This is a genomic window from Vibrio sp. 1069 (genome assembly GCF_033340555.1).
The window spans coordinates 1-516 of record NZ_JAWOWP010000953.1; the positions used below are offsets into that span (position 1 = coordinate 1).

Sequence of the window (516 nt, forward strand, 5' to 3'; positions counted from 1 at the left end):
TTGACCGTGTAGAAGGCGTCATGTTTACCCTGCAAAGTGAGCAACGCGGTTCGGTTCAAGTCGGCACTCCTGTTCTCTACCGTCAAATGGAAGTTGGTCAAGTTACCGATGTTCGCTTGGGCGAGTTCGCTGATCGCGTGGTTTCCACCATCAAAATCAAGCCTGAATACGCGTATTTAGTGCGTCAAAACAGCGTGTTCTGGAATGTGTCTGGTGTGGATGTTTCTATCGGTATTACTGGTGCGAACATCAAAGCAGGTACGATTGATAGCCTCGTGCGTGGTGGCATTGCGTTTTCAACGCCAGAGCAATCACAAATTCCACCAGCAGCAAAACGTGGTCACTCTTTCTATCTTTACCCACGTGCCGATGAAAGTTGGGTTCAATGGAGAACGCCAATTCCTAAGCCCTAAGGCGGGATATTGATTCGATGTAAAGAGCAGCAATCGCTGCTCTTTTTTATGGTCGTTAACCTTGTCACTATTCGTTTCTGCTTCGCTTTCGTATATTATTTGC

The 516-nt window shown here is 47.1% G+C and carries 1 protein-coding gene; it reads left to right on the forward strand.

Translation table 11 applies throughout. The features are described 5' to 3' along the window. The coding region (locus tag R7040_RS29995; protein ID WP_318098125.1) for an MlaD family protein at positions 1–413 on the forward strand (413 nt) is incomplete at its 5' end. Positions 414–516: the final 103 nt, after the last annotated feature.